This window comes from Saccharothrix syringae (genome assembly GCF_009498035.1).
GTDB classification, from domain to species: Bacteria; Actinomycetota; Actinomycetes; order Mycobacteriales; family Pseudonocardiaceae; genus Actinosynnema; species Actinosynnema syringae.
The window spans coordinates 6,613,511-6,638,766 of sequence record NZ_CP034550.1; the positions used below are offsets into that span (position 1 = coordinate 6,613,511).

Annotated in this window: 20 protein-coding genes; 12 read left to right on the plus strand and 8 right to left on the minus strand. The window is 72.7% G+C overall.

Going from position 1 to position 25,256, the window contains the following annotated elements; genetic code table 11:
* Positions 1 to 127: 127 nt before the first annotated feature.
* Positions 128 to 1,087 carry a helix-turn-helix transcriptional regulator gene (locus EKG83_RS28255; protein ID WP_033428870.1) on the minus strand — a complete coding sequence of 320 codons (960 nt, stop codon included), beginning with the start codon at positions 1,085 to 1,087 and terminating at the stop codon, positions 128 to 130.
* A 625-nt stretch (positions 1,088 to 1,712) separates the two neighbouring features.
* Between EKG83_RS28255 and EKG83_RS28265 the strand changes: the two genes are divergently transcribed.
* The 9 genes from EKG83_RS28265 to EKG83_RS28305 all read left to right on the plus strand — a co-directional run bounded on the left by EKG83_RS28265 (position 1,713) and on the right by EKG83_RS28305 (position 10,330).
* Positions 1,713 to 1,874 carry a hypothetical protein gene (locus EKG83_RS28265; protein ID WP_153278510.1) on the plus strand — a complete coding sequence of 54 codons (162 nt, stop codon included), beginning with the start codon at positions 1,713 to 1,715 and terminating at the stop codon, positions 1,872 to 1,874.
* A gap of 536 nt (positions 1,875 to 2,410) precedes the next feature.
* Positions 2,411 to 3,745 carry an MSMEG_0569 family flavin-dependent oxidoreductase gene (locus EKG83_RS28270; RefSeq protein ID WP_228122244.1) on the plus strand — a complete coding sequence of 445 codons (1,335 nt, stop codon included), beginning with the start codon at positions 2,411 to 2,413 and terminating at the stop codon, positions 3,743 to 3,745.
* A gap of 13 nt (positions 3,746 to 3,758) precedes the next feature.
* Positions 3,759 to 4,574 (plus strand): amidohydrolase family protein, encoded by an 816-nt coding sequence (locus tag EKG83_RS28275; protein ID WP_033428972.1) that lies wholly within the window; start codon positions 3,759 to 3,761, stop codon positions 4,572 to 4,574.
* Between the two features lie 12 nt (positions 4,575 to 4,586).
* The gene (locus tag EKG83_RS28280) at positions 4,587 to 5,099 is read left to right on the plus strand and encodes an MSMEG_0572/Sll0783 family nitrogen starvation response protein (protein WP_033428869.1); all 513 of its coding nucleotides are present in this window, start codon (positions 4,587 to 4,589) and stop codon (positions 5,097 to 5,099) included.
* Positions 5,100 to 5,109: 10 nt separating this feature from the next.
* Complete coding sequence (locus EKG83_RS28285) at positions 5,110 to 6,183, plus strand: MSMEG_0568 family radical SAM protein (RefSeq protein ID WP_033428868.1); 1,074 nt, start codon at positions 5,110 to 5,112, stop codon at positions 6,181 to 6,183.
* Complete coding sequence (locus tag EKG83_RS28290; RefSeq protein WP_228122245.1) at positions 6,135 to 7,586, plus strand: MSMEG_0567/sll0787 family protein; 1,452 nt, start codon at positions 6,135 to 6,137, stop codon at positions 7,584 to 7,586. Before EKG83_RS28285 ends, EKG83_RS28290 begins: the two co-directional genes overlap by 49 nt.
* Entirely contained in the window at positions 7,583 to 8,428 is an 846-nt protein-coding gene (locus EKG83_RS28295) for a carbon-nitrogen hydrolase family protein (protein ID WP_033428867.1), read from the plus strand. Before EKG83_RS28290 ends, EKG83_RS28295 begins: the two co-directional genes overlap by 4 nt.
* Before the next feature lie 7 nt (positions 8,429 to 8,435).
* Positions 8,436 to 9,260, plus strand: coding sequence for a carbon-nitrogen hydrolase family protein (locus tag EKG83_RS28300; protein ID WP_033428866.1), 825 nt, complete (start codon positions 8,436 to 8,438; stop codon positions 9,258 to 9,260).
* On the plus strand, positions 9,257 to 10,330 hold the full coding sequence (locus tag EKG83_RS28305) for an MSMEG_0565 family glycosyltransferase (RefSeq protein ID WP_033428865.1): 1,074 nt from the start codon (positions 9,257 to 9,259) through the stop codon (positions 10,328 to 10,330). The genes EKG83_RS28300 and EKG83_RS28305 overlap by 4 nt, the downstream gene beginning before the upstream one ends.
* Positions 10,331 to 10,401: 71 nt before the next feature.
* Here the strand turns inward: EKG83_RS28305 and EKG83_RS28310 are convergent, their stop codons facing one another.
* The 4 genes from EKG83_RS28310 to EKG83_RS28325 form a co-directional block, all read right to left on the minus strand.
* Positions 10,402 to 11,550, minus strand: coding sequence for an MFS transporter (locus tag EKG83_RS28310; RefSeq protein ID WP_051764779.1), 1,149 nt, complete (start codon positions 11,548 to 11,550; stop codon positions 10,402 to 10,404).
* Entirely contained in the window at positions 11,544 to 12,791 is a 1,248-nt protein-coding gene (locus EKG83_RS28315; RefSeq protein WP_051764778.1) for an aldehyde dehydrogenase family protein, read from the minus strand. The genes EKG83_RS28310 and EKG83_RS28315 overlap by 7 nt, the downstream gene beginning before the upstream one ends.
* Positions 12,788 to 14,458 carry a hypothetical protein gene (locus tag EKG83_RS28320; protein WP_084716093.1) on the minus strand — a complete coding sequence of 557 codons (1,671 nt, stop codon included), beginning with the start codon at positions 14,456 to 14,458 and terminating at the stop codon, positions 12,788 to 12,790. Before EKG83_RS28320 ends, EKG83_RS28315 begins: the two co-directional genes overlap by 4 nt.
* Before the next feature lie 178 nt (positions 14,459 to 14,636).
* On the minus strand, positions 14,637 to 17,552 hold the full coding sequence (locus EKG83_RS28325) for an AfsR/SARP family transcriptional regulator (protein WP_051764776.1): 2,916 nt from the start codon (positions 17,550 to 17,552) through the stop codon (positions 14,637 to 14,639).
* A gap of 365 nt (positions 17,553 to 17,917) precedes the next feature.
* Between EKG83_RS28325 and EKG83_RS28330 the strand changes: the two genes are divergently transcribed.
* The 3 genes from EKG83_RS28330 to EKG83_RS28340 are packed head-to-tail and all read left to right on the plus strand — an operon-like array spanning position 17,918 to position 22,095.
* The gene (locus EKG83_RS28330; protein WP_033428863.1) at positions 17,918 to 18,979 is read left to right on the plus strand and encodes a GNAT family N-acetyltransferase; all 1,062 of its coding nucleotides are present in this window, start codon (positions 17,918 to 17,920) and stop codon (positions 18,977 to 18,979) included.
* The gene (metX, locus tag EKG83_RS28335) at positions 18,976 to 21,294 is read left to right on the plus strand and encodes a homoserine O-acetyltransferase MetX (protein ID WP_084716092.1); all 2,319 of its coding nucleotides are present in this window, start codon (positions 18,976 to 18,978) and stop codon (positions 21,292 to 21,294) included. Before EKG83_RS28330 ends, metX begins: the two co-directional genes overlap by 4 nt.
* Positions 21,295 to 21,300: 6 nt before the next feature.
* Positions 21,301 to 22,095 (plus strand): class I SAM-dependent methyltransferase, encoded by a 795-nt coding sequence (locus EKG83_RS28340; protein ID WP_051764772.1) that lies wholly within the window; start codon positions 21,301 to 21,303, stop codon positions 22,093 to 22,095.
* 29 nt (positions 22,096 to 22,124) lie between these two features.
* Here the strand turns inward: EKG83_RS28340 and EKG83_RS28345 are convergent, their stop codons facing one another.
* From EKG83_RS28345 to EKG83_RS28355, 3 genes are read right to left on the minus strand one after another with little or no spacing between them, the layout of a single operon-like run.
* The gene (locus EKG83_RS28345; protein WP_033428862.1) at positions 22,125 to 22,850 is read right to left on the minus strand and encodes a gamma-glutamyl-gamma-aminobutyrate hydrolase family protein; all 726 of its coding nucleotides are present in this window, start codon (positions 22,848 to 22,850) and stop codon (positions 22,125 to 22,127) included.
* Positions 22,847 to 24,184 (minus strand): O-acetylhomoserine aminocarboxypropyltransferase/cysteine synthase family protein, encoded by a 1,338-nt coding sequence (locus EKG83_RS28350; RefSeq protein ID WP_033428861.1) that lies wholly within the window; start codon positions 24,182 to 24,184, stop codon positions 22,847 to 22,849. Before EKG83_RS28350 ends, EKG83_RS28345 begins: the two co-directional genes overlap by 4 nt.
* Complete coding sequence (locus EKG83_RS28355; protein WP_033428860.1) at positions 24,171 to 25,241, minus strand: fatty acid desaturase family protein; 1,071 nt, start codon at positions 25,239 to 25,241, stop codon at positions 24,171 to 24,173. Before EKG83_RS28355 ends, EKG83_RS28350 begins: the two co-directional genes overlap by 14 nt.
* Between the last annotated feature and the right edge of the window lie 15 nt (positions 25,242 to 25,256).

The window sequence follows — 25,256 nt, forward strand, 5'->3', positions numbered from 1 at the left end:
TCGGGGCGCACTCCGGCTACCGCCCCGAACGCACGATCGGGATGCGGGAAATGCGAACTGCGCAGCCGGCTCTTGGCGTGCGGCGTGCTCGGTCGGCGCGGTGGGCGACGCGTCGTGGTCGCGCGCGTTACCCGTGCAGCCGTCGCAGGGTCACGTGCGGGTGTTCGCCGTAGGCGGCGTGGTAGGCGGCGGCGAAGCGGCTCAGGTCGACGTAGCCCCAGCGCAGCGCGACGTCGGTAACGGTGGTGCCGTCCGCAGGGTGCGCTGCTTGCAGGTCGGTGCGGGCGAGGTCGAGACGGACGCGGCGCAGGTAGCGCATGGGGGTGGTGTTCAGGTGCCGGCGGAACGCCAGTTGCAGGGCGCGGACCGAGACGTAGCCGGCGCGGGCGATGTCGGCGACGCTGATGTCGAGGTCGGGGTTGGCCTCGATGAACGCGATGGCGCGCCGCACCGATGCGGGTGTCGCGTCGCGGCGGGTGTCGGCGGTCTCCGGTGGTTCCAGGCCGTACCCGTGCAGCGCGGTGGCCGCGAGCAGCCGCTGCGCGTTGCCGACGATGAGGGGGTTGGCCGCTGCTCGGGGGTCGGCGAGCACGGTGCCGGTGACGAAGTTGACGGTCTGTCGCCACAACCGGGCCGCGTCGGGCGGCATCGGGTCCAGCCGCAGCCGGCTCGTCGGGTCGAATGCCTGCTCGCCGGTGACCTCGGCGAACACGCTCAGCGGCAGCCCGACATTGCCGTTGGCGTAGTCGCTGAAAGAGGTGCGGTATTCCACTCCGGGCGGGGCTGACATGAAGACGTCGCCGACCCCGTACTGCCGGACGACGTGATCGACCTCGATCTCGATGGTCGATCGCGAGACCGCGACGATCCACACACGGTCCAGGGGAGTCATGTCCAGTTCGATGGTCAGCGTGTTGGACATCGTGTCCGCGGACATCTGGCCGGCGGCCCAATGGCTGTGCCGAAAATGGAAGTCGTCCTTGACGCCGCTGATCCGCAAGTGGTTGTCGGCGTAGGAGTCGCGCATCAAAGCGTGCACCTGCTCGGGATCGGCCGTGGCGAAGCTGCTGTGTGCCGGGGTGGTCATCGCGTCCTCCCTTGCCGTTGGGGCGGATCAGTGCCCAGGATGTGGCTGGGCAGCGTGCCGTAGGCGTCACCGTAGAGCACGGCGAACCGGTCGGATTCAGCGAATGCCCAACGGGCGGCGATCGCGGCGACGGTGTCCCCGCGGGCCGGGTCGGCTGCCTGCAACTCGCGGTGCGCGCGCTCAAGTCGCACTCGTTTGGCATAGCCCAGCCGGGCGGGCCGAGGGCGGGCCGAAGAACACGTCGACGATCCAGATGAACAGGATCAGCGCGGTGCAGCCGGGCGGCCACCAGGCGGGTGGCGGGCAGGCCGGCCAGCACCAGGCGGCGGTCGGCGGGCCGTGCCGCGGATCTGGCAGTACGGGGGCCGCGACCAGCACGAACACGAGCGGGCGTGCTCCGGGTGCCGGTCATCGGGACACCGCCTCGCCGTCGCGGAGCGCGACTATGCGATCGAAGCGAACCCGGCGTCAACTCTTGTCCGGCTCCAACGGGCACGGCGACGATCGACGTGCCCATGGGAACTTTCCGGTTCCACCTCTTCCTCATCCCCGCTGACGTCAGGCTCCGCAGAGCTGGTAGCTGGAATCGTTGTGCTGCATGGCGTGTTCATCGCAGAGGTACGGGTTGCCCGGCCCGTCTCCGACCTCGTGGCGCAGGCTCGATCCGGGGCAGCAGGCCCTGCTGGTGCCGGTGTACCCGTGCAAGGGCGAGACCTTCGCCAAGATCTGCACCGGGTCGCCGCCGACCGCCCCTCCTGCTCAAGGCAAGCACCGCATGCACGGGTAAATCCGCAGGTCATCGCCTCGCCGGACGGCACGATCCTCTGAATGTCCGGCCAACTGCCGGGCAAGACCGGCGACCACGTCACCACCCCGTGGTCACGGGCATGTGCAAGGCGTGGTTGATCCCGGTGATCAGGTGGTCCTCGCGCAGATTGGTCCGGGATCGCCTGGTGATCGCGACCGACGGCACCATCCAGCGAGAGGGTGCCCGGAGGCGTTTCCACCGACCGGCACGGTGGGGCCCTCGGGGCCCGCGGAACGTCCGGCACACCCCGGGGCCACCGTTCGCGCCCCCGACGGCGTCCGACCTGTCCGGCGCCGTTCGCGAGGGAGAGGTGCGCGGCGACCACCCCAACAGAGCAACTGGTTCCCGACTGCGGCAGGTGCGCGCAAGGTAACGTTACGGCGTTCCGGATGAAACACGTTCGACATCGGCCGTCGCTGTACTTCAACGGTCGAACTGCACCCCGCCGACGCGGTGCGAACTCTTCGAGAACCCTGGTCCGACGCGGTGTCCGCGCTGTCCGAAGGGATCGAACAGTGGTCGAGCAGGACGAACTGGACGGCGTGCACCTGCCCGTGGTGGTGGTGGGTGGTGGGCAGGCCGGGTTGTCGATGAGCCACCGGTTGGGTGAGCGCGGCGTCGAGCACGTGGTGCTGGAGAAGAACACCGCGGGCGGCGAGTGGAGTTCCCGGCGGTGGGACTCGTTCTGCCTCGTCACGCCCAACTGGCAGTGCCGGTTGCCGGGGTTCCCGTACTCCGGCGACGACCCGCACGGGTTCATGGGGCGCGAGGAGGTCGCGGCCTACCTCCGCGACTACGTTCGCTCGTTCGGACCACCACTGCGCGAAGGTGTCGAGGTCACCCGGCTCCGGCGCACCGGCAAGGGATTCCAGCTCACCACGACCAGCGGTGTGCTCACGGCCGACCAGGTCGTCCTGGCCACCGGGCCGTACCAGGTGCCGCGCATTCCCCGCCTGGCGGAACGGGTGCCGGAAACCGTCCTGCAAGTGCACTCCTCGGCCTACCGCAGTCCCGAGCAGCTGCCCGACGGCGAGGTGCTGGTCGTGGGCAGCGGGCAGTCCGGCGCGCAGATCGCCGAAGACCTGCACCTGGCCGGTCGCCGGGTGCACCTCGCGGTCGGCACGGCGCCGCGGGTCGCCCGCTCCTACCGGGGCCGGGACGTGGTCGCGTGGTTGGACGAGATGGGCTACTACCGGCGCGGGATCGAGGAGTTCGACGACTCGGACGCGATCCGGTTCCGGGTCAACCACTACGTCACGGGGCGCGACGGCGGGCGTGACATCGACTTGCGGGCGTTCGCGCGGAACGGGATGCGGTTGCACGGCAGGCTCGTCGGGGTCACCGGGGGTGTGCTGCGGTTCGCCGACGACCTCAAGGCCAACCTCGACAACGCCGACGCGGTGTCCGAGGGCATCAAGGACTCCATCGACGCGCACATAGCCCGACAAGGCGTCGACGCTCCGCGGGAGACTCGTTACACACCGGTGTGGGTGCCGCCCGGCGGTCCCGGGGAAGTCGACGCGGCAACGCTCTCCGCCGTCGTCTGGGCCACCGGCTTCGGCACCGACCACCGGTGGATCGAGGTGCCGGTCTTCGACGGCCGCGGCTACCCGACGCACGTGCGCGGTGCGACCAGCTGCCCCGGCCTGTACTTCCTGGGCCTGCCCTGGCAGCACACGTGGGGCTCGGGCCGGTTCTGCGGTGTCGGCGACGACGCCGAGCACCTGGCCCGCGAGATCACCCGGCCGCGGGTGGCGCCGTCGCCCGCCGAGGTCCGCTGGATCGCGGGCACCCGCACCGACACCTGGCCCCCTGACGACGACTGGACCGCGCCGCGCACCGTGGCCTGACCCGGAGGTGACCATGGTCTTCGACGCGCACCGACACCTCGGCGTGCTGCCGGCGCACCCGTTCTACGGGGGGCCGGCCGTGCGCCCCGACCGCAACGCCCGCGCCACCATCGCCGAGCTGATCGCCGACCTCGACGCGGAGGGCACCGAACGCGCGCTGGTGATACCCAACTACGGCGTGCCCGATCCGGCGATCGCGTTCTCCTTCAACGAGTTGTGCGTGGAGGCGGCGAGCGTGGACGACCGGATCCGGGCCGGGCTGTGGGTGTCGCCGCTGAGCCGCGACGCGGACCGCACCGAGGAGGCGTTGCGCCTGGTGGGCGAGCCGGGGGTCCGGGCGCTGAAGCTGAGCTTCCTGCTCGGCGGCAGGCCCACCGACCCGGCGTGCCGCCCCGGCCTGGACCGGATCTTCGCGGTGGCGGCCGAGCACGACCTGGTGGTGCACGTGCACACCTCGCCCGGGGCCGCGTCCGACGTCGACGAGGTCGGTCACCTCGTCGACTGGTACGGCGACCACGTCGCCGTGCACCTGGTGCACTTCGGCGGCGGCGCGAGCGGGCACATCAAGCTGGCCGGCTCGCGCTTCTTCGACTGGATCGACCGGGGCAAGCGCGTCTACACCGACCTGTCGTGGGCGATCGGCTTCGCGCCGCGCTGGCTCGCCGACGAGATCGACAAGCGCGGCACCGGGCACGACCGCGTGCTGTTCGCCAGCGACGAGCCGTGGGGCGACCACCCCGGTGAGTGCGCCCGCCTGCGCGCGGCGGTCGGGGACGGCGAGCTCGCCGACCTCGTCTTCCGCGACACGTTCGAAGAACTCTACGGCTGACAAGGAGTCGAGATGGCCGACCTGACCGAACTCGAGAAGCAGAGCCTCGACGAGATCCCCCACCCGTCGCTGCCCGAGGGCTCGTCCCTCTACGGCGGGACCAAGGTGTTCCCCGACTACCAGGCCGAGCCGGGAGAGGTGTACTTCACCCTCGTCCACGGCATCGCGCACGAGTCGTCGGTGAGCTTCGTGGCGATCCTGCAGGCGACCCGCGCGCTGCGCAAGGGCTTCGAGTCGGCGATCTACTTCTACGGTCCCGGTTCGCTGAACTGCCTGGCCACCCGGGGGTTCCCGACCACGGGCAACGCCGCCTTCCCCGGTGAGATGAACATCAACGACCAGCTCAAGACGTTCATCGCCGAGGGCGGCAAGGTGTTCTGCTGCCGGTTCGGCCTGTCGCTGCACGGCGCGCGGGAGGAAGACCTCATCGAGGGCGTCATCCCCACGCACCCGCTGGACGTGCAGGACGCGTTGATCCACTACGCGCGCAAGGGCGCGATCATCAACTCCACCTACATGTTCTAGGGGGTTCGTCGTGCGCGTTGGCACCGAGAACGACGTGATCACGGCGAGGGTCGGCATCGCCGTGCAAGGCGTGCGGGTGGACGCGCCCGTGCGACGGCCGCAGGGCGCGGGGCCCAGCGACGACGGGCACGTCCTGGTCGACGGTGCCAACGCAGCACTGCCCCGCAACCCCGACAGCCCCTACGAGGTGCGGGACGGCAGGATCTGGCACGGCGCGGTGGACACCGGGTTGTCGCTGACGGTGGTGCGCCGGCCGAGGTTCTACGACCTGGCGACCGCCGACGGCGTGCCGTACGAGCAGATCGCCCGGCTGCACGGCAAGGACGTGCTGGCGACGACCGTCGTGCAGACGTGCGTCCGGTACGCGGAGGACCAGCGGTGCCGGTTCTGCACGATCGAGGAGTCGTTGCGGTCGGGTGCGACGGTCGCGGCCAAGACACCCGCGCAGTTGGCCGAGGTCGCGTCGGCGGCCGTCCGGCTCGACGGCGTCCGGCAGATGGTGATGACGACCGGGACGACCTCCGGTCCCGACCGCGGTGCCCGCAACCTGGTGCGCGCGGTCCGGGCGGTGCTGGAGGCCGTGCCGGGGCTGCCGATCCAGGTGCAGATCGAGCCGCCGGGCGACCTGGGCGTGCTCGCCGAGCTGCGGGCGGCGGGTGCGACGGCGATCGGCATCCACGTCGAGTCGTTGGACGACGAGGTGCGCCGGCGGTGGATGCCCGGCAAGTCGACCGTGCCGCTGTCGGAGTACTGGGCGGCGTGGGACGAGGCGGTGCGGGTGTTCGGGTGGAACAAGGTGTCCACCTACCTGCTGATCGGCCTGGGCGAGGACGCCGATTCGATCGTCGCGGGCGCGGCGTCGTTGGTGGAGCGGGGCGTGTACCCGTTCGCGGTGCCGTTCCGGCCGATGGCGGGCACGTTGGCGCGGCGGGACGGCGTGGCGGGGCCGTCGGTCGAACTGGTCGCCGAGGTGACGTCGCGGATCGCCGGGCTGCTGCGCGCGGCCGGGATGACCGGTGCCGCCCAGGAGGCCGGGTGCGCGGCGTGTGGCGCGTGCGGGGTGTTGCGGGCGGCGGGCGGATGATCGCCTTCGACGGCACGCCCCGGGCGACCTCCGAGGTCGTCGCGCTGCTGGGTGAGCGGCCCGTGCGACCGGAGTTCCGGATCGAGCAGGCGGACGACGTCGTGGCTTACCGGGAGCTGCGCAGGCGCGTGTTCGTGGACGAGCAGGGGCTGTTCCCCGGAACCGACCTGGACGCGCACGACGAGGATCCGCGCACGGTCGTGCTGGTCGCGCGGGACGGGGACGGCCGGGTGCTGGGCGGGGTGCGGTTGCACCCCGCCCGGATCGACGGGCCGGACGTCGGCTGGTGGCGGGGCGGGCGGCTGGTGGTGGACCCGGCCAGTCGCGGCACGGCCGGGATCGGGCCCGCCCTGGTGCGGGCGGCGTGCGCCCGCGCGGAGGCCGCCGGGGCGTTGCGGTTCGACGCGACCGTGCAGGCGCGCAACGAGGTGCTGTTCACCAGGTTGGGGTGGACCCGGGTCCGGGACGTCGTCGTGGCCGGGCGTGCGCACGTGTTGATGCGGTGGCCGATCGGCCGCATCGCCGCGCTGGTCGCCGCCACCAAGCGCGACCTCGGGCGCCTGCTGCGCGGGCTGGACCCCGGCGGGGCCGGCTTCGTCGGCGACGACGGCGCTCCCGTGCCCGGCAGCGATCTCGTGGCGGCGTGCGACGCGATCGTGCCCTCGATGGTGGAGCGCTCACCCGAGTGGGCCGGGTGGTGCTCGGTGCTGGTGAACCTCAACGACCTGGCCGCGATGGGCGCGGAACCGGTCGGGCTGCTGGACGCGATCGGCGCGCGGGACGTGTCCTTCGCGTCCAGGGTCCTCGGTGGGCTGCGGATGGCGTGCACCGCCTACGGTGTGCCGGTCCTGGGTGGGCACACGCAGTTCGGCGTGCCCGCCGCGCTGTCGGTCACGGCACTGGGGCGGACCGCGCACCCGGTGCCCGCCGGTGGCGGGAAGCCGGGGCACCGGGTCCGGCTCACCGCCGACCTGGGTGGTGGTTGGCGGCCCGGTTATCAAGGTCGCCAGTGGGATTCCACGTCCACCCGCCGCACGCCCGAACTGCGCGCGATGCTCGGCTCGGTGGCCGTCGCGCGACCGAAGGCCGCCAAGGACGTGTCCATGGCCGGTGTGGTGGGCACGCTCGGGATGCTCGCCGAGGCCAGTGGCTGCGCCGCCGTGCTCGACGTGGCGGCGGTGCCGCGGCCGGCCGCGGCGAGCGCGGGCGACTGGCTCACCTGCTTCCCCGGCTTCGCCATGCTCACCGCCGACGAACCGGGCGCCCCCGCGCCACCCGCCGGCCCGGCGCGCAGCGCGGTGTGCGGCGAACTGGTCGCCGGGCGCGGTGTCGTGCTGCGCTGGCCGGACGGAGACGTCACCGAAGCTGTCACGGGCGCCGTGACGGGAATGGGGATCGCATGAGCGTCCTGCGCGTGGCCGCCGCGGCGGCGCCGTTCGACCGCGACCTGGAAGCGGATTTCGGCCGGGTGGCCGAGCTGGTCGAGGAGGCGAAGTCGGCCGGCGTCGGCCTGCTGGCGTTGCCCGAGGCGTGCCTGGGCGGTTATCTGTCCACCCTGGACGGGAGTGCGGAGGGTCCGCCCGCGTTGGCGTTGGACGGTCCGGAGATCGGCCGGCTGGCGGCGCTGGCCGGCGACCTGGTCGTCACCGCCGGGTACTGCGAACTGGCCGACGGCGTGCGCTACAACAGCGTCGTCTGCGTGAACGGTGACGGCGTGCTGGGCAACCACCGCAAGGTGCACCAGCCGTTGAACGAGAACGCCAGCTACGGCGCGGGTGACGGCTTCGCCGCGTTCGACACGCCGGTCGGCCGGCTGGGCATGATGATCTGCTACGACAAGGTCTTCCCCGAGTCGGCCCGCGCCCTGGCGCTGGACGGCGCGGAGATCGTGGTGTGCGCGTCGGCGTGGCCGGCCAGCCGCACGAACCCCGCCGCCGACCTGGCGCAGGACCGGTGGACCCGCCGGTTCGACCTGTTCGACCGGGCGCGGGCGCTGGAGAACCAGGTCGTGTGGGTGTCGTCGAACCAGTCCGGGCAGTTCGGCTCGCTGCGGTTCGTGGCCTCCGCCAAGGTGGTCGACCCCGGCGGTGAGGTGCTGGCGACCACCGGGGTCGCGGCGGGGGTGGCGGTGGCGGAGGTCGACGTGGCGGCGGCGTTGGAGGCGGCCCGCCGGTCGATGGGGCACCTGCGGGACCGCCGACCGGATGCCTACCGGCCGCCGGCCGCCGACCTCGCGCGGGCATGATGCACGCGTGAGCACCCTCCGCATCGGGGCCGCGGCGGCGGCGTTCGGCCGTGACCTCGACTTCGACCTGCGCCGCATCGGCACCCTCGTCGACCACGCCCGCCGGTCCGGCGTCGGCCTGCTGGTGCTGCCCGACGCCGCGCTCGGCGGCTACCTCGCCGACCTGCGGCACCCGGACCCCGACGCGCTGCCGCCGGCGTTGGAGCCGGACGGCCCGCTCATCGGGGAGGTCGCGCGGATGGCGGCGGAGATGGTGGTGTGCGTGGGGTACTGCGAGGCCGACGGCGACGACCGGTACAACAGCGCGGTGTGCGTCAACGGTGACGGGGTGCTCGGCAGGCACCGGAAGGTGCACCAGCCCGCGGGCGAGTCCATCGCCTACCGGGCCGGGGACGGGTTCACCGCGTTCGACACGCCCGTGGGCCGGCTCGGGATGCTCATCGACTACGACAAGACGTTCCCGGAGGCGGCCCGGTCGTTGGCACTGGGCGGGGCGGAGATCCTGGCGTGCCTGTCCGCGTGGCCCACCAGCATCACCAACCGCGCGCCGCGGATGGCGCAGGACCGGCAGTCCCGGCTGTTCGACCTGTACGACTGCGCGCGGGCGGCGGAGAACCAGGTCGTGCTGGCGTCGTCCAACCAGACCGGCGCGTTGGGCGGGATGAAGTTCCTCGGGCAGGCCAAGGTGGTCGGTCCGGGTGGCGAGGTGCTGGCGCGCACGTGGTCCAAGGCCGGGATCGCGGTGGCGGAGATCGATCCGGCGGCCGAGATCGCCAAGGCGCGGCGGGTGCTGAGCCACCTGGCCGAGCGGAAACCGGCGGCGTACGCGTGAAGGTCGCGCTGCTGACCTACTCGTCCAAGCCGCGCGGCGGGGTGGTGCACACGCTGGCGTTGGCGGAGGCGTTGGCTTCCGCCGGCGCGGACGTCACGGTGTGGACGTTGGGGCGCGGCGGGGACACCGGGTTCTTCCGGCCGGTGGACCCGCGGGTGGCGGTGCGGGTGGTGCCGTTCCCGGAGGTCGGGGGTGAGGGGGTCGGCGCGCGGATCCTGCGGTCGATCGCGGTGCTGCGGGAGGCGTTCGACCCGTCCGGGTTCGACGTCGTGCACGCGCAGGACTGCATCAGCGCCAACGCGGTGGACCTGTGCGTGCGGACGGTGCACCACATCGACCACTTCACGACACCGGAGCTGGCGGCGTGCCACGAGCGGGCGATCACCTCGCCGGTCGCGCACGTGTGCGTGTCCGGGGCGGTGGCCGGGGAGTTGGCGGACGGGTGGGGCGTCGCGGCCGAGGTGATCCCCAACGGGGTGGACGCGGCGCGGTTCGCCGGTGCGGAGCGGCGCGGGTGGGAGCACCTGGGGCGTTACGTGCTCGCGGTGGGCGGTATCGAGCCGCGCAAGGGGTCGATCGAGCTGCTGGATGCTTGTGCCTCGTTGCGGGCTCGACACCCCGATGTGCGGTTGGTGATGGCGGGTGGGGAGACGTTGTTCGACTACCGCGACTACCGGGCTCGCTGGGAGGAACGGGCGCGCGAGTCGGGAGTGGAGCCGGTCGTGCTCGGGCCGGTGGACCACGATGCCCTGCCGTCGTTGGTGGCCTCGGCGGCGGTGTTCGCGTTCCCCTCCACGAAGGAGGGGTTCGGGCTGGCGGCGATGGAGGCGTTGGCCGCCGGTGTGCCGTTGGTGGCGCGTGACCTGCCGGTGCTGCGGGAGGTGTTCGACGGCGCCGCGCGTTTCGCCGTCACGCCGGCGCAGTTCGCGGCGGCGATGGCCGAGGCTCTGGTCGACGGTGGTGCGTTCACCGAGGCCGGCAGGGCGCTGGCGGACCGCCACACGTGGGGGCAGGCCGCCCAACGCCACCTGGCGTTCTACCGATCGTTGTTCGACCGGGGTGTGCTATAGGCCCGGGTTCGCTCGGCGGCGGGGGTCGGCTCCTCCTGCGCGGGAGGGGTCTCGCGAGCGGGCGGTGTCGCTCAGCGCGACGTCCGCGCCCGCACGCGGAAGTCCGCGATGGCGGCGGTCAGGAACAGGGTGGTGACGGCGGCCAGGGCGAGCATCAGGCCGTTCGGCGGCAGCAGGTTCAGCGCGGCGCTGCCGATCAGCGGGCCGATGAGGCTGCCCAGCGCCCACAGCACGGTGGCGCCGGCGTTGGCGTCGACCAGTTCGCCGTCGGTGAAGTCCTGGCCGATGCGCACCAACCCGAGCGTGTAGACGCCGCCCGCCGCGCCGCCCAGCACCACCAAGGCGGGCCACATCAGCACCGCCACGTCCAGCAGCACGGGCATGCCCAACGCCAGCACCAGCACGACCACCGCGCACCCGAGGTGCAGTCGGCGGCGGTCGACGTGGTCGGCCCACCAGCCCAACGGCACCTGCAGCAGGGCGTCACCGGCGAACACCGCGCCGACCATGAGCACGGCGATCGCCTCGGTGTGCCCGTGTGCGATGCCGTACAGCGGCAGCAGCGCCAGCACCGCGCCGTCGAAGAAGGAGAACATCAGCACCGCGAGCGCGATGGTCGGCGCCGACCGCGCGAACCCCAGGGACGCGGCCGGCTTCCCGGCCTTGAACCCGTCGATCTCGCACGAGCTGACGGCCAGCAGGACCATCCCGGGCACGTGGCTCAGCACGGCGACCAGCAGCGACCACCGGGTGGTCGAGCCGAACAGCGCCAGCAACCCCGGGCCGGACACCTGGCACAGCGTGAAGACCGAGGTGTAAACGGCGATCCAGCGCCCCCGCGTCGCCTCTGCCGTGATGGCGTTGATCCAGGTCTCGCCCAGCACCAGCAGCAGCCCGGCGAACACCCCCACGGCGAACCGGAGCACCAGCAATACCGGCACGCCGGCGGTCACCGCGAGCAGCCCCGTGCTCACCGCCGAACCGGTCATCCCGACCACCAGCAGGGGCTTGACCCGCCACCGCCACGTCAGCGGGCCGAGGCAGAGCACCGCAGCGAGCATGCCCACCGCGGGCAGCGCGGCGGCCGTCCCGATCAGGGCGGCCGTCGCGCCTCCGCCGCTGAGCCGCAACGACACGAGCGGTACGGTCAGGCCGGTGACCAGGCCGACCACCGCGACGGTGCAGATCGCGGCGACGGGCTCCCAGCGCCTGCTCAGCACGGACTGTCCCGCCGCGCGACCAGGTGCCGGTGGATGTCGCGCTGCGGCAGCGTCGCGCCCGGCACCCGGACGCCGTCCACGTACAGGCAGGACGCGGCCGGCCCTTGTCCGCCGTACGGGAGGTACCCCCGCTCCGTCAGGTGCAGGTCGGTGTCCCACAGGATCGAGTCCGCGTCGTGTGACGGCGTGTCGAGCAGGGACTTCACGTAGGGGCTGTCGCCGAACACCGAGACGTACATGGCGTTGGCGGCGTACCGCTGGTCCTCGAAGTAGCGGCGCAGCTCGGCGTCGTCGTCATAGGGCTGGAGGAAGAACACCGGGGCGAAGAACTCGCGGAAGTTCCCGCCCAGCGCCAACCCCTTCTCGAACACGGTGGGCCTGATCATCCCGCTGGCCGGGTTGACCTCGCCGCCGTAGACCCAGAACCCGCGGTCGTCGCGGAACCTGCGGACCATCTTCACCACGTGGTCGGGGTCGGTGTTCGGCCCCACCACGTTGGCGGGGTCGGCGTACGGGCCGACGCGGGGCTCCACCTCCCGCAACCGCGCCAACAGGGTCTCGCGGAACTCCACGAGGCGGTGTCGGTGGACCAGGATCGCGTTCGGACCGGCGCAGTCCTGCCCCTGGTTGTACAGCACGACCCGCAGCGCGGAGGCGACGGCGAGTGCGACGTCGGCGGTCTCGGTGACCACGAGCGGGTTGTGGCCGGAACCGTTGAGGATGAACAGGGTTCGCCGCGGGAACGACCGGCGGACCTTCGCCGCGTTCTCCGGCGTGCCGGTGAACACGACCGCGTCCGTGCGGTGCGCCCGTTGCGCGACGAACTCCTCCTTGTCGTCGTAAGACACGTGGAGTTCGGGGAAGTGCGCCGGCAGGTCGAGCACGTCGGCCAACGCCCGGTAGTGCGGGTGCATGGCCGTTGGCGGACGCAGCGCGGTGTCCTCGGCCATGAACGACGGTACAACGCCGAAGCACACCGTGGCGTACAGGGGCTGGTTCAACGGCAGGAACGTGGTCACCGCGCCCACTTTCCCGCGGAAGTGCTCCCGGTTGAGGTGCAGGTTGTGCAGCAGGTCGACGGACCGCTCGACCTCGTCGATCGCCACGTTCGCGCACTGGTAGCCGGACAGGCTGCGCACGATCTCCGCGGTGCGCTCGCGCAGGGTCACGGCGAAGGCACGCGCTCGGTCCTGCACGGCGGGGAAGTCGACCGGGGCCGGGCGGAGTGCGGAGCGGGTCACGGCGTACCACCTTCGGGATGGGCGGACGGGGAAACGGGGCGGGACAGCGCGTCCCGGACCAGGGCGAGCGAGCGCCGCGCGCCGGTGATCCGCAGCCAGGTGGCCAGCCGCGGGCCCCGTGGCCGGCCCAGCAAGGCCAGGTACAGCACCCGGTACACGTGGGGATTGCCTTCGAGCGCCTCGTGCAGCAGGGCGCCGGGATCGGCGTGCGGCGACGACACCAACGCGTCCGCCAGTCGGCCGAGCACGGTGGTCGCGGCCGCGTCGAGGACGACCGGCTCGGGTGCGGGTCGGGCGCGGACGTGGAAGCGCCACGCCCGCGCCACCAGCTCCGGGTCCGGACGGCGGTCCGGCGGGAAGACCCGCTCGACGAACGCCACCGCGCCGGCGTGGTCGACCGGTGCGCAGGCGGCCAGGACCCGCACCAGGGAGGCGAACCGCGGTCCGCTCGGCGGTGTCGTCGCGCCGATCCGCCGCAGCCGCAACCGGGCACCCGCGCCACGGCGTGGTTCGCGGGCGAGACGGGCCTCGTGGTGCACCGCGTCGTCGACGCGCGGCACGGACGCCAGGTCGAACCGGCGTGGTCGGCGGGGCCCGCGGTAGAGCAGCAGCCGCAGACCCTCGCGGGTGAGGCAGTCGACCGCGTCGTCGAGGGCGAAGCCGTTGCCCGCGCTCTTCGAGATCTTCCGGCCCCGTTCGTCGACGAACAGCCCGTACTCGAAGAGCACCGGGGGTTCGCGGCGCAGCCGTTCGAACACCTGTCGGACGACCCGGGCCGAGTCCGCCAGGTCCTGCCCGTGCATCTCGTAGGCGATGTCGCCGCTGAGCAGGCGCAGCGCCCAGTCGGCCTTCCACTGGAACTTGCACCCGCCGCCCAGCGCGGACACGGTCACGGGCTCGCCGATCGGCTCGCCCGCGTAGTACTCGTGCGGTTCCAGGCCGTAGTCCAACCCCGGGCGCTGGATGACCACGTCCTTCGGGATCTCGTAGGTGAGGGTGCCTCGCCCGGGATCGACGGCGAGCACCCGCGTGTGCTCGATCACCCGGCCGGTGGTCGGCGACAGCGGCATCACGATGCTGTACGACCTCCGCCTCAGGGTTCCCACCGAACGGCCGACGAGGGCGTTGACTTCCGCGAAGTCCGCGAGGAAGGCGCGGATGGTCGAATCGTGGTGGCCCGCCCGGTAGAGGTCGGAGCTGCGGACGACCTCGCAGTCGACCTCCATCAGGTCCAGCACCCGGCGCAGCCGGTCCGCCATGCCCTCGGCGAGGCTGGACGCCTGGCCCCACGGGTCCGGCACCCGGTGCAACGGCATGCCGAGGCAGGCCGCCAACGCGCTGTGCGCGGGGAGGTTGTCCGGCACTCTGCGCAGGGCGTCCATGTCGTCGACAACCACGACGAACCGTGTCGCCCGACCAGTCGTCTCCTCGAACGACTGCCGCACGAACGACGTGCGGACGACCTCGCTCACCGTGCCGATGTGCGGAATGCCCGACGGGCCGAAACCGGCGCCGAACACCACCGGCCCGGCATCAGGTCCACGTCGTTCGAGCAGCGCGGCTATCCTGCCTGACTCGACCGCGCACCAGTCGTGCGCGACACGGTCCAGTCGAACCGGCATGGCTCTCTCCCGAGGTGGACGGCGGGTGACGGCAACCGCGGACATCCGGGCCCGGCCGTCACCTCTCGATCAAGGAAAGTCTCGACAACGGCTCTGGACCGGCTCTGGACGGCGAGTGGACGACGCGACCACCGCCGGGTCCCGGCGTCTCCGCGGGCACCGCGCGACGACCCTCCGGACGGCCCCGGCCCGCCGGGCCCGGCGGGATTCCGCGATCGCGTGCTCACGCCTGCCTGCGGGTACCGCCCAGGGCGGTTCGGGCGCGGTCCTGCTCGTCCTGGTCGCCGGTCTCGGTGGCGATCCGCAGCGCGTCGGTGTGCGCGGCGAGGGCCGCGTCCGACCGACCCGCCGCCCGCAGGGCCTCACCGAGGCCGTTGAGGGCGCTCGCCTCCCCGTACCGGTGGCCGATGTCCCGGAACGCCCGGATGGCGGCGGTGAGGCAGCGGTGCGCCTGGGCCCAGTCACCGAGCCTGATGTGCACGTTGCCCAGGTTGCTCAGCGTCACCGCCACGCCGTAGCGGTGATCGATGTGCTGGAACAACTCCCGTGCCCGGGAGAGGTGCCGGACGGCGTCCGGGTAGCGCCGCAGGGTCGCGCACACGTCGCCGAGGTTGGCCAGCGCGCTGGCCTGGCCACCCGCGTCGCCGAGGCGGCGGAACAGGTCGAGCGCGCGCTCCAGGTGTTCGGCGGCGCGGTGGTGGTGACCGGGGCGGCTGTACGCGTTGCCCAGGTTGAGCAGCGCCGCCGCCTCCCCGTGCCGGTTGCCCGCACGCCGGTGCGCGTCCAGCGCCTCCTGCTGGAGCGACACCGCCTCCTCGTACTCGCCGAGCCGTTCCTGGACGATGCCGAGATTCGACAACGCGCGCGGCAGGCCACGCCGCTCGCCGGTCCGCCGGTGCAGCCGGATCGCCTCCCGCAGGTGCCCGGCCGCCTGGTCGTAGTCGCCGAGGATCCGGCGCAGCGCGCCCAGGTTGGTCAGCGCCACGGCGAGCAGGGCGTCCTCCCCGGCCCGCCGGGCGGCGCGCAACGCGCACCCGTAGATGGTCGACGCGTCCGCGTAGTGGCCGCTTTCCAAGTACCGGTACAGGGTGTTGGCCAGGTCGACCACGTGGCCCGGCCGGTCGTCGCGCTCCGCGGCGCGGCACAGGGCGACGAGCGTCGACCGCTCCGCGTCCAGCCAAGCGCGTGCGGCGTCGGCGGTGGTGAACGCGGGCGATGGCGTCGCGGTGACGTCGGATCGGTGCGGGCGGTCGACCGGGTAGAGCAGGTCCATCGCCGCCGAGGCGGTGGCCAGGTGGTCGGCGAGCAGCCGTTCGACGGCGGCGGACCGCTCCGGCGCCGGGTCGTGCTCGCCCGCCAGCTCTTCGGCGTAGGCGAGCAGGAGGTCGTGCACGGCGAACCGGCCGCCGGGCACGCGCCGCACCAGGCTGTTGCGCGCCAACACCTCCAAGGACCGGCGGGCCTGGTCCGGGTCGGTGCCGGTGAGGGCGGCGAGCGCGAACGGCGTCACGTCCGGGCCGGGGTGCAGGCCCAGCCGCCGGAACGCTCGGGCGACCTCGGGCGGCAGCTGCTCGTACGACCAGGAGAACACGGTCCGCACGGCGGCACGGGCGTCGTCACCGGTGTCGAGCACGCGCAGCCGGTGTCGCCGGTCGGCCAGCTCGCCGGTCAGCTCGGCCAGCGTGGAGGCCGGCCGGGACGAGGCCAGCTCGGCGACGATCCGCAGCGCGAGCGGCAACCGGCCGCAGCACGCGACCAGCTCCGCCGCGGCTTCGGGTTCCCGGCGCACCCGCTCGCCGATCAGCGCGTGCAGCAGGGCCAGCGAGTCCGGCTCCGGCAACTGGTCCACGTCGAGCCGGTGGGCGCCGTGCAGCGCGACCAGACCCGCCAGGCTGCTGCGGCTGGTCACCAGGACCAGGCAGCTCGACGCGCCGGGCAGCAGCGACCGCACCTGGTCGACCGCCGACGCGTTGTCCAGCACGACCAGCACCCGCCGGTCGGCCAGTTCGGCGCGGTACCGCGCGGCGCGGTGATCGGAGTCGACCGGTACGTCCGTGCCGGTGACGCCGAGGCCGTCGAGCAGGCGGCCCAGGGCGTCTTCCGCCGCCATCGGCGAACGCGAGCCGTAGCCGTTCAGGTCGACGTACAGCTGCCCGTCGGGGAAGTCGGACCGGACCCGGTGGGCCCAGTGCAGCGCGAGCGCGGTCTTGCCCACGCCCGCGGTGCCGCACACGACGACGATGGGCACCCCGGTCCGCTCGGACGTCAGCACCCGGCCGAGTTCGGCGAGTTCCGCCTGCCTGCCGGTGAAGCCGAACACGTCGCCGGGCAACTGGTTCACCCCGGACGGTGCGGGCGGGGCCTCCGCCGGTGCGGCGGCGCCGTCGGCGGGCGTCTCTTCGAGCGCATCGAGGTACGCGGCGGTGAGATCGGGTCCGGGGCCGACGCCGAGCTCGTCCATGAGACGCCGTCGCACCCCGTGGTAGGTGTCGAACGCCCGGTCCCGCTGACCGGCGGCGGTGTACGCGCGGATGAGCAACGCGTGCACCGCCTCGTCGAGCCCGTGCGCCGCGACGTGGTCGACCAGCGCGGGCAGCACGTCGCGCGCCGCGCCGACGGCGGTCATCAGTTCGGCGTACCGGGCCAGCGCCGCCCGGTGCTCGCCCGCCAGCGTGACGACGCCGGGGTGGGCGGCGAGCAGCGGCACGTCGGCCAGCGGGCGCCCGTGCCACGACGCCAGGGCCCGGGACAGCAGGTCGGCGGCCTCCCGGCGCTTGTCGGAGGCCAGTGAGGCGGCACGCGCGACCAGCGAGCGGAACCGGAACGCGTCCACCGCGTCCGGGGGCACGTCGAGCGCGTACCCGTCGCCCACGGTGGGGATGGTCGTGCTCGGCGAGCGGGCGCCGCGCGTCGGTTCGAGCAGCTGCCGCAGGTGCTTGACGTGGGTGTGGATGATGTTGGCGGCGCTGGCCGGCGGGCGGTCTCCCCACAGCGCGTCGACCAGTTCGGCCCGGGTCACCGGCTTGCCGTGCGCGAGGGCCAGCAACGCGAACACGGCCTTGCGGCCGGGGGGACCGAGGGCGAGCGCGACGTCGTTGCGCCGGACCGTGATCGGGCCGAGCACCTGGACGGCCAGCACCCACCGCTCCCATCAAGCCGACCGGCACAATCGGTGACGTTATCGTGGCACGGCGTACACAACGACTGCAGCGGCCATCCAGACGATCCTCGGCTGCGCGAGCGTCCGCGACGACCCGTGGGAGGGCCGGGACGCGGGAGTGCGGCATCGCACCGTTCCGTTGGGTGCATAGGGCATTCCGGGTTGCGCCGCATGTAGTCTGGGACGGTTGCGAGCCGGCCCGCCCACTTCCACCGAACGACCGCGCGACCGGTTCGGCACGTGGTGCACGGGACGAACAACCTGGCGCATGGGGGAACATTGCGTGTGTTGACGTTATGGCGGAGCGACGTGGGCTTGTCGCGGGCCGGGCGGGGGGCTCGGACATGACGGCCACGAGGACCGCCGAAGGCTGGTCGCTGCTCGGCGAGTTACCCGAGAGGGTCGTGTCCGGCTGCCTCTACGACTCGGCCGGCTGGCTGGGCATGTGGGAGACGACAGGCATCGAGCGCCGGGTGCGGCACGGTTACGTGCACGCCGAAGGGCAGGTGCTCCCGCTCTACGCGCTGACCAGTTCGCCCTTCTGGCACGGGTACCTCGCCCAGTCCGCGCAGACCCGGCTCGGGAGCCGCCACGTCTTCGCGGGCTCCACCTACTCGATGTACACCAAGCGCGGCACCTTCCCCCAAGCGCTTGCCCGCGGCGCGCACGCCACCGCGATGGAGTGGATCGACGCGGGCGACGCGGACCTGCTGATCGCGCCGAACCTCACCGACGACGCCGCGGCCACCTGGGAGGACGCGGTCGGACCACCGGCCGGTCGGGTCCTGCTCGACCGCACCTACAGCTGCGAGCTGTCCGGCGACTTCGACGACCACCTCCGCAGGCTGCCCAAGAAGCTCCGCCAGGACGTGCGGCGGCGGCTGAGGCGCGCAGACGAGCGCGGGCTGCGGATCGACATGGTCGAGGGGCCGGAGGCGCACGGGTTGGTGCCGTCGGCCCTGCCGCTGGTCGTCGGCACCACCGACGAGCACGGCTGGCCCGCGCTGTACGACGAGGACACCCTCCACGCGCTGCTGCGGGCGCCGGGCGCCCTGCTGGCCGTCGCGCGGGTGGCCGACCGGATCGCCGGGGTGTTCTTCGGTTTCCGGCACGACGCCGAGGTGACGTTCCTGTGCGGCGGCGTCGACTACTCGGGCCTCACCGAGCTGAGCACGTACGTGGCGCTGATGTACCGCTGCCTCGAATGGGGTTACGCCAACGGGTTCCGGCGGATCGAGTGGGGTCGGGACAACTACCGGTTCAAGGAGCGGCACGGGTTGGTCGGGACCGACCTGTGGGCGCTGGTGTACTCGCCGGACCGGCCGCCGGCGCAGGACGGTGCGCCGGCCACGGCCCTGGCCGACATGCACCGCGTGCTGGCGGCCTACATCGAGGGCAGGGGATGAGCCCCGGCCGAAGCCGCGCCGCACTGCTGTTCGGCGCGCTGCTGAGCGTCAACGCCTCCTACACGCTGCTCATCCCGTTCGTGCCGGACCTGGAGGAACGGGCGGGGGCCAACCCGACCGTCGTCGCGTTGACCTTCGCGGTCTTCGCGGGCGCGAAAGCGGCGGCCCAGCCGTTCGGCGGGATGTGGGTGGACCGGTGGCGGCCGGGCGACGTCGGGTGCGTGGCGCTGCTCATCGCCGCGGCGGGCATCGTCGTCACGGCGATCGCCCGTGACCCGGCACCGCTGCTGGCCGGGCGCGCCCTCTGGGGCATCGGTGAGGGTCTGGTGACCCCGGCCCTGTACGCGGGCATGACCGCGCTGTGCCGCCGCTACGACCTGCCGACCAGCCGGATGACGGGGAACTTCGGGACGTTCGCGGTGGCGGGCTTCCTGCTCGGCCCGCTGGCGGCCGGGATCGCGGCGCCGTTCGGCCTGGACGCGTTGTTCCTCTTCGGTGCGGCGGTGACCGCGGTGACCGCGTTCGGGCTGCGGTGGGCCGTGCCGCGTGACGTGCCGCCGCCGGTAGAGGAGGAGCGGTCGGACGACACCGCGACCGGCGCGGCGACCGGCCGGTGGTGGACCTGGGTGTTGGCGCTCGGTGCGCTCGACCTGTTCACCAACCTCACCTACTCGGCGCTCGAACCCGTGCTGCCGCTCTACCTGAGCGCCGCCGGCGGGGAGTCGGCGCGGGGTGCCATCTCGCTGGTCTTCGCCACCGGGCTGGCCGCGTTCGGGGTCGTCAGCTGGCTGCTCGGCCGCTACACGGGCAAGCTCGGGCTGGTGGCCCTGGCCAGGGTCGGCTTGGCGTTCGCGGCCGTCGGCACGGTCGGGCTGTACGCGAGCGCCGAGGTGTGGCCGGTGGCGGTGTGCTTCGTCGTGCTGATGGTCGGCCAGGCCGCGCTGTACCTGACCGCGCGCCGGGGCGTCGTCGAGTTGCGGTCGGCCATGACCCGGCAGGGCAAGGCGTTCGGGCTGTTCGGCCTGGTCTCCGACATCGGCAACATCCTCGGTCCGCTGCTGGGCGTGGCGCTGTACGAGCTGACCGGCCGAGTGTCGTTCCTGGTCATCGGCGCGCTCAGCGGACTGCTGCTCGTCGCCGTGGCCGCGGGCGCGCGGAGGTCCCGCGCCGTGCCGAGCCCGCGCGTCGCGGACGGCGATGTGCGGACGGTGGTGTTGTTCGACGACGCCAACCCGCTGGAGCTCGAATCCGGTCGGACGCTCGCACCGGTGACGGTGGCGTACGAGACCTACGGCGAGCTGGACGACGACCGGTCGAACGCGATCTTCATCTGCCACGCGCTGACCGGCGACTCGCACCCGGCCGCCCACCACCCGGACGACCGGCCCGGGTGGTGGCGGCACATGGTCGGATCCGGCTGCCCGGTCGACCCCGACCGGTACTTCGTGGTGTGCGCCAACGTGCTCGCCGGCTGCTCCGGCACCACCGGCCCGACCTCACCGGGCCCGGACGGCACGCCGTGGGGACCGGACTTCCCGATGATCGGGATCTCCGACATGGTCACCGCGCACCGCGCGCTCGTGGCCGAGTTGGGCATCGAACGGCTGCGTGCCGTGATGGGCGGTTCGCTGGGCGGCATGCAGGTCCTCGAATGGCTGTTGCGCGCGCCGGACGACGCCGAGGACTTCCTGATCGTCGCCGGCACCGCCCGGCACACCGCGGAGAACCTCGCCTGGAACGCCGTCGCCAGGACCGCGATCCGGTCCGACCCGGAGTTCCGCGGTGGCCGGTACCCGTCGGGCGGCGGACCGGCGACCGGTCTCGGCACGGCGCGGATGGTCGGCCACCTGACCTACGTGTCCGAAGACCTGCTGGCGCGCAAGTTCGGCCGCGAGCGGCGCGCCGCGAACGGCACGGGCCCTTCGGTGACCACCGGTCCGTTCGCCGTCGAGGGCTACCTGGAGCACCAGGCCGAGAGCCTGGTCAACCGGTTCGACGCGAACAGCTACCTGTACCTGATGAACGCGATGGACAGCTTCGACGCGTTCGCCGACGACCGCCCGTGCGCGCCGTTCCGGCGCAGACCGGGGGTGCACCTGTTCAGCTTCGACTCCGACCGCCTGTACGGGCCGGACCACGCGCGCTACATCCAGGCGAACCTCGCCGCCCGCGGTCTGCCCGCCGAGCACCACCAGGACCGCACGACCGACGGCGGCCACGACGCGTTCCTGCTCCACGTCCCGTCGTACCTGCGCGGAGTCGCGGAGGTGCTGGCCCGGCAGCCGGCCGTGCGCGGCGCGGACGAGGCGGGCTGACGCGCCGTGGCGAGCTGGTGGGCGACGGCGTTCGACAACGAGCACGGCCTCCGCCGCCTGCACGAGCAGGCGGCGGAGGACACGGCCGACCAGGTGGCGCTGATCGAGCGGGAGCTGGGCCTGGCGGAGGGCTCCCGCGTCCTCGACGTCCCGTGCGGCACCGGGCGGCACGCCGTGTCGCTCGCGGCGCGTGGGCACCGGGTCACGTGCGTGGATCTCAGTGAGGACTACCTGGACGCCACCCGGCGGCGCGCGGTGGGGCACGGCGTGGCGGTGGACGTGGTGCGGGCCGACATGCGCGACCTCACCGCTCTGCCGGGCGGGTCGTTCGACGCGGCCGTGAACATGTACACCAGCTTCGGCTACTTCGACCGCGACGAGGACAACGCCCGCGCGGCAGCCGCCATCGCGCGCGTGCTGCGGCCCGGCGGGCGGCTGCTCGTCGACGTCGTCAACCGGGACTGGTTCGTCCGGAACTTCTTCCGGTCGGAGTTCGCGTCGGGCGACGGGTTCGTCATCCGGGACTACGAGGAGGTCGACGGCGAGGTCGTCCTGCACCAGAACGCGTTCGACCCGCGCACGAGCCGACTGCGCTGGACGTGCCGGTCGGTCGCCGCGGGGCGGGAGCACGTGGTGGTGGACTACCGGATGTACAGCCTGCACGAGCTGCTCGCCGTGCTGCGGGCAGGCGGGCTGCACCCGGTGCGCACGCTGGGCGGCTACGACGGACGGCCCTACGAGCTGTTCTCGCCGCGACTGCTGTGCGTGGCCGGGGTCGAGGGCGGTGTGTCGCGGAGATGACGGCTTCCGGTTCGCGGCGGACGGTCCCGTCAGGCCACGGCCCGCCGTGCCGCGCGGGCCGCGGCGGCGGCGCCGAACCCGGTGAACAACGCCACCGACACCGGGTCCGTCGCGGCGTACCACTCGGGATGCCACTGCACGGCGAGGCAGAACGCCGCCCCCTCGGCGGAGGCCGCCTCCACCACGCCGTCCGGCGCCACCGCCTCGACCCGCAGGCCGGGCGCGAGTCGGTCGATCGCCTGGTGGTGCAAGGAGTTGACCTCGACGCTCGACTGGCCGAGCAGCCCGCGCAGGACACCGCTCCCGGTCAGGCGCACCGGGTGCGCGGGCAGGTACTGCTCGTCGCGGGGCAGCGAGAGGTCCTCGGTGTGCCCGGTGACGTCGCGCAGGGTGCCGCCCAGCGCGACGTTGAGTTCCTGCAGGCCCCGGCAGATGCCGAGCACCGGGACGTCCGCGCGTAGCGCGGCGGGGATGACGCTCAGCGCCAGCTCGTCCCGATCGCGGTCGGCGGGCCCCCGACCCGGTTCGCCGCCGTACCACCGCGGCAGCACGTTGCTCTGGTGGCCGCCGAACACCAGGCCGTCGAACCGGTCCACCACGTGCGCCAGACCGGGGGCGGGCCCGCCGATCACCACGACGTCGCAGCCCGATACCCGCTCCACCGCCCGCACGTACACCTCGCGCACCGCCACGTGCGGCACGCCGTCGACCTGCTCCGCCGCCGCGGCGAGGGCGACCAGCGGCCTGCCGGTCACCCGGCCACCGCCAGCGCGCCCGCCAGGTCGGCGATGAGGTCGTCCACGTGCTCAAGGCCGATGGACAGCCGGATCGACCCGGGCGACACACCCGCGGCCAGCTGGTCCTGCTCGGGGAGCTGGGCGTGCGTGGTGGACGCGGGGTGGGTGGCCATCGAACGCACGTCGCCGATGTTGGTCACGTGCGAGATCATCCGCAGCGCCTCGATGAACCGCGTGCCCGCGGTCAGCCCGCCCGCCAGCTCGAACTGCACCAGCGGACCGCCGTTGCCGCCGGTGTACCGCCGCAGCCGCGCCACTTCCTCGGCGTCGCCCAGGCAGGGGTGCCGGACCGAGACCACCGACGGTTGGTCGGCCAGGTACCGCGCCACCGCTTCGGCGTTCCCCCCGTGCGCCCGCATCCGCAGCGGGAGCGTCTCGATGCCCTGGATCAGCAGGAACGCGTTGAACGGGCTGAGGCACGGCCCGAGGTCCCGCAGCAGCGTCTCGCGGGCCTTGAGCAGGAACGGGCTACGCCCGAGCGAGCTGTCCAGGTTGGCGCCCACCTCGGTCCACACCACGTTGCCGTGCGCCGGGTCCGGCTCGGTGAGCAGCGGGTGCCGCTCGGCGTGCCGTGCCCAGTCGAACCGGTTGGAGTCGACTATCAGGCCGCCCAGCGCGCTGCCGTGGCCGCCGATGTACTTCGTCGCCGAGTAGACCAGGACGTGCGCGCCGAACTCCAGCGGGCGGCACACCAGCGGCAGCATGGTGTTGTCCAGCACCAGCGGCACGCCGAAGTCCTCGCCGATCCCGGCGACCTCCTCGATCGGGAACAGCCGCAGCTTGGGGTTGGGCAGGGTCTCGCCGAAGTAGCACCGGGTGCGCGAGTCGGTGGCGTCGGCGAAGTTCCGCGGCTTGTCCGGGCTGACGAACCGGGTCTCGATGCCGAACCGGGCGAACGTGTTGGCCAGCAGGTTCCACGTGCCGCCGTACAGCTCGTTGGAGCTGACCAGGTTGTCGCCCGCCTGGCACATGTTGAGCAGCGCCAGGGTGACCGCCGCCTGCCCCGAGGAGACGGCCAGGGCGGCCGGCGCGCCGTCCACCGCGGCGATCCTGGCTTCGAGCACGTCGCACGTGGGGTTGTTCAACCGCGTGTAGGCGTGGCCGTCGACGCGCAGGTCGAAGATGTCCGCGGCCGTGGCCGCGTCGGGCAGTTCGTACGCCGCGGTCTGGAAGATGGGCGTCACCACCGGGTCGGTGATGCCCAGCCGCAGCTCGCCGCCGCCGTGCACGACGCCCGACTCGACCCGCCGGTAGACCTTCCCGGCCGACCTCGCCCGCTCAGGCGGCGACATGCGGCTGCTCCGGTTTGTAGGTCATCGACTCCACGATGGCGCCGATCGCGCTCTGCTGCCCTTCGGGTCCCCTGGTGAACAGGCCGCCCAACTGCTGGTCGACCGCCGCGTAGTTCGGGTCGGCCAGCCGCACCTGCCGCGCCTTGCCGAGGTTCCAGAACGGTGTGCGCGGGTCGAGGTGGTGCTCCAGGTGGTAGTTGTCGTTGTGGATGCCGGTGAGGAACTTCTCCCACGTGCGGCTCTTGCGGTTGCGCGTCATGTAGAGGTCGACGTTGGAGTCGCGCACCAGGGGCGTGTGCTCGGACAGTTCGATGTACCAGCCCAGGATCTGGAAGCTGGTCAAGTAGGGCACCACCCAGAACAGCAGCAGTTCGAGCGTCCAGCCCTGCGACGCGCACACCGCGACGACGGTCGTCCAGAACGCCCAGAAGCCGACGCGGTCGAGCACCCGCTTGCGCTTGCCGATCGGGGTTTGCGGCGCGTCCGCGGACCGCACGCGGCCCTGCTTGAGCAGCCGGTAGCGGTTGCGCACCAGGTACTTCAGGTAGGCCCACGTCTGCGTGCCGAACAACGGCATGATGACCGTGCGCAGCACGTACGCGCGCGGTGAGGACATCTCGTAGGCCCGCTGCTCGATGAAGAACTTCAGGTCCGGGTCGCCCTCGGGGTTGCCCAGCTTCGGGTGGTGCGTGAAGACGTGGGAGATCTTGTACGCGTAGTGCTGCTGGAAGATCGGGTACGCGGTGAGCACGGTGCCGACGAACATCTGCACCTTGCGGTTCGACGCGCCGATGCCGTGCGCGCAGTCGTGCAGGATGGTCGACAGCCCGCGCTGGCGTGCGCCGATCACGAGCACCGCCAACGGGTAGAACCAGTACGACACGCCGAGGCACAGCCAGGCGCAGAAGACCATCCAGGCCAGGTCCTCCAGCCAGGCCAGCGCGGCGTGCCAGTTGTCGCTGCGGTTGAGCTCCTTGATGCCCTGCTCGATTTCCTTCGGGAAGCGGTACATCCGGTAGCGCTTCCCGTCGAACGCCCAGGCGTACTCGTCGGACATCAGCGACTCCTCCCC

Excerpts from the sequence above, each read along its gene's own strand:
- EKG83_RS28255 (WP_033428870.1), bottom strand. The coding sequence starts at position 1,087 with ATGACCACCCCGGCACACAGCAGCTTCGCCACGGCCGATCCCGAGCAG.
- EKG83_RS28275 (WP_033428972.1), top strand. The coding sequence starts at position 3,759 with ATGGTCTTCGACGCGCACCGACACCTCGGCGTGCTGCCGGCGCACCCG.
- EKG83_RS28280 (WP_033428869.1), top strand. The coding sequence starts at position 4,587 with ATGGCCGACCTGACCGAACTCGAGAAGCAGAGCCTCGACGAGATCCCC.
- EKG83_RS28295 (WP_033428867.1), top strand. The coding sequence starts at position 7,583 with ATGAGCGTCCTGCGCGTGGCCGCCGCGGCGGCGCCGTTCGACCGCGAC.
- EKG83_RS28320 (WP_084716093.1), bottom strand. The coding sequence starts at position 14,458 with ATGTCCGCGGTTGCCGTCACCCGCCGTCCACCTCGGGAGAGAGCCATG.
- EKG83_RS28330 (WP_033428863.1), top strand. The coding sequence starts at position 17,918 with ATGACGGCCACGAGGACCGCCGAAGGCTGGTCGCTGCTCGGCGAGTTA.
- metX (WP_084716092.1), top strand. The coding sequence starts at position 18,976 with ATGAGCCCCGGCCGAAGCCGCGCCGCACTGCTGTTCGGCGCGCTGCTG.
- EKG83_RS28350 (WP_033428861.1), bottom strand. The coding sequence starts at position 24,184 with ATGTCGCCGCCTGAGCGGGCGAGGTCGGCCGGGAAGGTCTACCGGCGG.
- EKG83_RS28355 (WP_033428860.1), bottom strand. The coding sequence starts at position 25,241 with ATGTCCGACGAGTACGCCTGGGCGTTCGACGGGAAGCGCTACCGGATG.